Source organism: Bradyrhizobium sp. USDA 4369, assembly GCF_054056435.1.
In genome coordinates this window covers 1,282,051-1,287,881 of record NZ_JBSRYH010000001.1, presented here as the reverse complement: position 1 = coordinate 1,287,881, position 5,831 = coordinate 1,282,051, and the positions used below count along the sequence as shown (strand labels likewise).

Sequence of the window (5,831 nt, the reverse complement as noted above, 5' to 3'; positions counted from 1 at the left end):
GGTGAGCATGAGCCTTCATCCCGACATTGCAGCGCTGCTCGACATGATCCAGCTTGGAACGGAATCCGGCGCGCGCATTCCATTTCCGCAGCTCACACCGGCGCAGGCGCGCGCCGATTTCGACGCCTCGTCTCCCTTGCTGGACGTCGACCCGCTGCCACTCGCACATGAGCGACAGCTGACGCTTCCGGCGCGCGATGGAACGGCGATCGCCGCCCGGCTCTATGCGGACCGCACGCCCGATTGCGCCGAGCCGCTGCCGGTGCTGCTCTACATGCATGGCGGCGGCTTCGTCGTCGGCAGCCTCGATTCGCACCAGCCGCTGTGCCGCGGACTTGCGGTCGACAGCGGCGCGGCCGTGTTGTCGATCGGCTATCGGCTCGCGCCCGAGCATCGGTTTCCGACCGCGTTCGAGGATTGCGTCGATGCGCTCGCCTGGCTTGGACGCGAGGGGCCTGCCGCCGGCCTGGACGCGCGGCGTGTTGCCGTCGGTGGCGACAGCGCCGGCGGCACGCTGGCGGCGGCGCTGGCCATCGCGGCGCGCGATGATCGCGCCTTGCCGCAACCTTTGTTCCAGGTGCTGGCCTATCCCGGCCTCAGCCCGCAGCAGAGCTCGGAATCTTATGCGGCGTTTGGGGCGGGCTTTCTGCTTGAGCGCGAGACCGTGGACTGGTTCTTCAACCACTATCTGCGTCAGGAGGCCGACCGCCATGATTGGCGCTTCGCGCCGCTGGCTGCGCCCGACCTCGCTGGCGTCGCGCCCGCGATGCTGCTGCTGCCCGAGTTCGATCCCCTCGTCGCAGAGGGAAGGGATTATGCCGCGCGGCTGCGCGCGGCCGGCGTCGCCGTCGATCTGAAGATCTATCCCGGCATGATCCACGAATTCCTGCGCATGGGCAACGTCGTGCCGGACGCGCTGCAGGCGCGCGCCGAAATCGGCGCCAGGCTCGCCGAAGTCTTTGCTCGGCAAACCGGAGTTGGCCGCTGATGACGACCTCATCCAATCCCGGGCTGGTGCATGCTGGCAGCCTGCTGCGGCCGTACTGGAAGCTGGTTCTCTGCGGCCTCGTGCTCGGCCTCATCGGCGGCGCCAGCGTCGCCAGCCTGCTCGCGGTGGTGAACAGCGGGCTCTATGCCGGCTCCAGCGATGTCGGCAGCCTTGTCGCATCGCTTGCCGGCCTCTGCGTCCTGATCGTGATCGGATCGGTCGGCTCGGACATCAGCGCCAATGTTGTCGGTCAGCGCATCATCGCCTCGCTGCGCAAGTCGCTGGCCGCCAAGATCCTGATGGCGCCGATCGATCAGCTGGAGTCCTATCGGGCTCACCGGCTGATTCCCGTCCTGACCAAGGACGTCGATGCGATCAGCGATTTCGCCTTCTATTTCCCGGCCTTCCTGCTCTCCGGCGTCATCGTCGCCGGCTGCCTTGTCTATCTCGCGGTGCTGTCGTGGCCGCTGTTTCTGGTAGTGGCAGCGCTGATCGCGCTCGGATCGTTTGCGCACTTCCGCGCGCGCCAGCGCGGCTTGTCCGGGTTCAATCTCGCCCGCCAGTACGAGGACGATCTGCAGAAGCATTACCGGACGATCGCCGAGGGCGCCAAGGAGCTGCGTCTGCACCGCCCGCGCCGGCATCACGTGCATGTCGATCTGATCCAGCGCACCATCGAGCGGATCAGCGACGTGCAGATCAGCGCCATCAATCTGCTGGTCACGACACGCGCGCTCGGCACCGTGATGCTGTTCCTGGTGATCGGGGCTGCGCTCGTGCTGCGGCCGCTGCTGTGGCCGGACAGTCCGCCATCCGTCTCCAGTGGCTTCGTCCTCGTGCTGCTGTTCATGCGCGGACCGATCGATCAGCTCATCGGCATGCTGCCGTCGCTTGGGCGCGCGCAGGTCGCGATGCGGCGCATTGCCGAATTGTCCGAGCGTTTCGCAACCGCCGAGCAGGATCTGCTCGACGAGCCGGCGCGGCCCGCCGGCGAACGGATCGGTTCAATCGAGCTGCGCGGCGTTTCCTACGCATTCCAGGCGGCTGCTGGAGACAAGCCGTTCGTGCTCGGGCCGATCGATCTGCGCATTGCGTGCGGCGAGATCGTCTTCATCGTCGGCGAGAACGGCAGCGGCAAGACGACGCTGATCAAGCTGCTGCTGGGGCTCTATGTCCCCGATGAGGGAGTGCTGCTGCGCGACGGTGTGCCCGTCGTCGGCGATACGCGGGACGACTATCGTCAGCTCTTCACCACTGTCTTCTCCGACTACTATCTGTTCGACACGCTGTTGCATCATGGCGAGCACGCGCCGGAGTTCGCGCAGCGCTATCTCGATCGGCTCGAGCTCGCGCACAAGGTCTCGGTCGAGAACGGTACGTTCTCGACGACGGATCTCTCGACAGGCCAGCGCAAGCGCCTGGCGCTGATCAATGCCTGGATCGAGCGGCGCCCGGTGCTGGTCTTCGACGAATGGGCCGCCGACCAGGATCCTGCGTTCCGTCACGTCTTCTATACCGAGCTGCTCGCCGACCTGAAGCGGCAGGGCAAGACGATCATCGTGATCTCGCATGACGATCGCTACTTCCACTGTGCGGACCGCATCGTTCGGCTCCGCGATGGACGGGTCGACGAGGATGAGCCGGCGAAGCACCGCGAGGCCGCGAAGGCGAGGCGTTCGTCGACGTCGCGGTTGAAGGACGAGGTTGCGTCACACCAGCCGTCGAGGGCGTGAGCACGCCGCTTTGTAACCATTCCAGATCGTCAGTGGGCCGGGCCTGCTTGTCTTCGACGCGGCGACAAATTTACATCCTGAACGGGAGCGGCTCGTGGTGAAACTCGTACAGGTCAAGAGGGTGAGGAGCGTATGAGCGCGAGCTTCGATGCAAGAGGTGGGGCCTTCCGGGCTGCAGCCGATGTCGCGATGTCGGTGGTCCGCGACGATGAAGCCGTTCGCGTGGTCGCCGACGGCGAGCTGTTGCTGTCGCTCCGGTTCGACGGAGATCGGGGCGCGCTTGCCATGTCGGGTGATGGTGGCGATCCCGGGCGTCTGGTGAGCGGGCTCTCCGCCGCCGCCGAGGCGCTGTTTGGCTGGCATCCGTCGCTTGACAGGCTGGTCCTCGACCTCCGCGGGCGGCCGGCGGCCGCATCGGCGTTGGCGCGCGATGGCCTCTTGGTGGTCGTAGATGGCTCACCCCTGCTTCTGCCGGAGATGCTGATGCAGCGGCGCGAGGCCTGGCTGTCGGGTGCGGCCCGGCCGGCGTTTCCGCTGTCCTACGTGATGACCGACGGCAAGCGGCATCCGCGGCGACCGCCGAAGCCGGCCGGCCGCGTCTATTCGCGCTTCATCCCATGGCTGTCGGACGTCGTCAGCTTTCGTGTGGTCGACATCGAACGCGATCTGGCACTGGTTCACCGCTGGCTCAACGATCCACGCGTGGATGCATTCTGGAACGAGGCCGGCGACCTCGACAAGCATCGCCAGTATCTGTCGAAGCTGCTGTCGGACCCGCATATGCTGCCGCTGATCGGCTGCTTCGGCGAGCGTCCCTTCGGCTATTTCGAGCTATACTGGGCCAAGGAGAACCGTATCGCGCCGTTCTACGACGCCGACGACTACGACCGCGGCTGGCATGTGATCGTCGGTGAGGACGAGTTTCGCGGCCGCGACTTCATCACTGCGTGGTTGCCCTCGCTGATGCACTACATGTTCCTCGACGATCACCGTACGATGCGCATTGTCGGCGAGCCAGCGGCAGCTCACCTCCAGCAGCTGCGCAATCTCGACCGTGCCGGTTTTGCCCGGATCAAGAATTTCGACTTCCCGCACAAGCGAGCAACCCTGGTCATGTTGCTTCGTGAACGGTTCTTTGGCGACCGGCTGTGGCAGCCGGTGGCGAAGGACGCGCCCCTCGAGACCCAAGGCTGACGGAGCATCACCCATGTCGCATCACCTCGCCCCGGACTATGATGTCGTCGGCGTCGGCTTCGGGCCGTCCAACCTGTCATTGGCGATCGCTCTCGACGATTGCGTCAGACAGCGGCGACTGGACTGCCGCGCGCTGTTCGTCGAGCGGCAGCCGAGCTTCAAATGGCATGGCGGCATGCTACTCCCTGGCAGCAACATGCAGATCTCCTTTCTCAAGGATCTGGTATCGCTGCGCGATCCGACCAGCCCGTTCACCTTCATCAACTATCTGCACAAGTCGGGCCGCTTGCTCGACTTCACCAATTGCAGGACCTTCTATCCCAGCAGGATCGAGTTCAACGACTATCTGCGCTGGGTCGCCGGCCAGTTCGACGCCATGGTCGAATATGGCGAGACGGTCGTTGCGGTCGAGCCGGTGAGCGCCGGCCAGTCCGTCGTCGCGCTCCGCGTGGTGACGCGGATGGAGGACGGGGCCGAGCAATCGCGCATCGCGCGCAACCTGGTGGTCGCGGTCGGCGGCGTCCCGCACGTTCCGGCCGTGTTTCGGGCGGTCGCCGGTGATCGAAGGGTCGTGCACACCAGCGGCTATCTCGATTCATCTGTGATCGCCGGGCTGAGCGGCCGGGCGCCGCGCGTGGCGGTGATCGGCGGCGGCCAGAGCGCGGCCGAGGTCACGCTCGACCTCAGCGAGCGGAATCCGAACGTACGGATCGATCTGGTGTTCCGCGGGCACGCGCTCAAGCCATCCGACAGCAGCCCGTTCGTGAACGAGATCTTCAATCCCGACTACATCGATCATTTCCATTCGCGCGACGAGAGCCAGCGCGCCGCGATCATTCGCAGCTTCCGCAATACGAACTATGCCGTCGTCGACCCGGACCTGCTCGATCAGCTCTATCGCATGACCTATCAGCAGCGCGTCTGCGGCTCACGGCGGCTCGTACTCCATCCTTGTAGCGAGATCGTCGGCGCCGAGGCCGTCCGCGACGGAATTGCGCTCGAGCTTCTGAACAAGGACGAGGGCATCAGTCATCGCGCGACCTATGACGCGATCGTGCTTGCCACCGGCTATGAGCGATCGCCGATTCCGGCCTTTCTCGATCCGATTGGCCGCTACATCGAGACCAGCGCGCTCGAGCGCGACTATCGTCTCCAGACCAGTCCAGGCTTTCGTCCGCAGGTCTATCTGCAGGGCTGCTCGGAAATCTCGCACGGTCTGAGCGACACGCTGTTGTCGGTGCTGCCGATGCGCGCCCACGAAATCACGGCGTCACTGATGTCGAGCAGGGGGACGCAGCGCGGCCCGGAGCAGGAGCCGCATCTGGCCGAACGTGTGTACTCCTAGGCGCAGGCGGCGACCTGGATCTGGACCGGCGCGGAGTCTTCGCAATGGCCGTGACGGAGATCGTCACGGCGGATGAGCATCGGCGATCGCCGCGAATGCGCATATTGCTAGCTGGCATTCTGGAGCGGCAAGCAGGCACGGCGGAGGGCAGGACTGACAAATGGCTGAGCCGCATTTGCCTGAGCGGGTTGTGAATTTATTGTTAGCGAGTGATTATGCGCGGCTGGTGGGGCGGACGCTGACCGAGCAGCGCGATTACATCGTCGATATCGCGACATTGCATACGCGCGACGAGCTGCTGCGGCGTCTCGGGCTCAATCGCGTCCTGCTGCGGCAGGTCGAGAAGTGGCTCGGGTTTCACGGCCGCCGCCTTCGGCGGCCGACCGAGAGCATCGACATCGTCATGTGCGGATTGGAGTTTCGCAAGCGGCGCATCCGGCGTTCACGCCCGGCGGCGCGGCGGCGCCCGCTGGATCCGAAGGTCGCTCCCCAGGAGCGGGGCTGACGAGCCGGTTCGGGTCCGCCGAGGACCGTCTGCAAACTGGAAGACGGTTGTGTGCTGGCTTCAGTC

The 5,831-nt window shown here is 65.4% G+C and carries 5 protein-coding genes; all 5 read left to right on the top strand.

Annotated features, from left to right (window positions below):
• The first annotated feature begins 7 nt into the window (after positions 1-7).
• The 5 genes from ACVIJ6_RS06070 to ACVIJ6_RS06050 all read left to right on the top strand — a co-directional run bounded on the left by ACVIJ6_RS06070 (position 8) and on the right by ACVIJ6_RS06050 (position 5,765).
• Positions 8-988, top strand: a complete 981-nt coding sequence (locus ACVIJ6_RS06070; protein ID WP_456771927.1) for an alpha/beta hydrolase — start codon at positions 8-10, stop codon at positions 986-988.
• Positions 988-2,721 carry a cyclic peptide export ABC transporter gene (locus tag ACVIJ6_RS06065; protein ID WP_456771926.1) on the top strand — a complete coding sequence of 578 codons (1,734 nt, stop codon included), beginning with the start codon at positions 988-990 and terminating at the stop codon, positions 2,719-2,721. Before ACVIJ6_RS06070 ends, ACVIJ6_RS06065 begins: the two co-directional genes overlap by 1 nt.
• Before the next feature lie 132 nt (positions 2,722-2,853).
• A complete protein-coding gene (locus ACVIJ6_RS06060) occupies positions 2,854-3,915 on the top strand; it encodes a GNAT family N-acetyltransferase (protein WP_456771925.1) in 1,062 nt (353 codons plus the stop codon).
• A 13-nt stretch (positions 3,916-3,928) separates the two neighbouring features.
• Positions 3,929-5,260, top strand: a complete 1,332-nt coding sequence (locus tag ACVIJ6_RS06055; RefSeq protein WP_456771924.1) for a lysine N(6)-hydroxylase/L-ornithine N(5)-oxygenase family protein — start codon at positions 3,929-3,931, stop codon at positions 5,258-5,260.
• Between the two features lie 160 nt (positions 5,261-5,420).
• Complete coding sequence (locus tag ACVIJ6_RS06050) at positions 5,421-5,765, top strand: hypothetical protein (RefSeq protein ID WP_456771923.1); 345 nt, start codon at positions 5,421-5,423, stop codon at positions 5,763-5,765.
• The last annotated feature ends 66 nt before the right edge of the window (positions 5,766-5,831 follow it).

Excerpts from the sequence above, each read along its gene's own strand:
- ACVIJ6_RS06070 (WP_456771927.1), top strand. The coding sequence starts at position 8 with ATGAGCCTTCATCCCGACATTGCAGCGCTGCTCGACATGATCCAGCTT.
- ACVIJ6_RS06050 (WP_456771923.1), top strand. The coding sequence starts at position 5,421 with ATGGCTGAGCCGCATTTGCCTGAGCGGGTTGTGAATTTATTGTTAGCG.
- ACVIJ6_RS06065 (WP_456771926.1), top strand. The coding sequence starts at position 988 with ATGACGACCTCATCCAATCCCGGGCTGGTGCATGCTGGCAGCCTGCTG.
- ACVIJ6_RS06060 (WP_456771925.1), top strand. The coding sequence starts at position 2,854 with ATGAGCGCGAGCTTCGATGCAAGAGGTGGGGCCTTCCGGGCTGCAGCC.
- ACVIJ6_RS06055 (WP_456771924.1), top strand. The coding sequence starts at position 3,929 with ATGTCGCATCACCTCGCCCCGGACTATGATGTCGTCGGCGTCGGCTTC.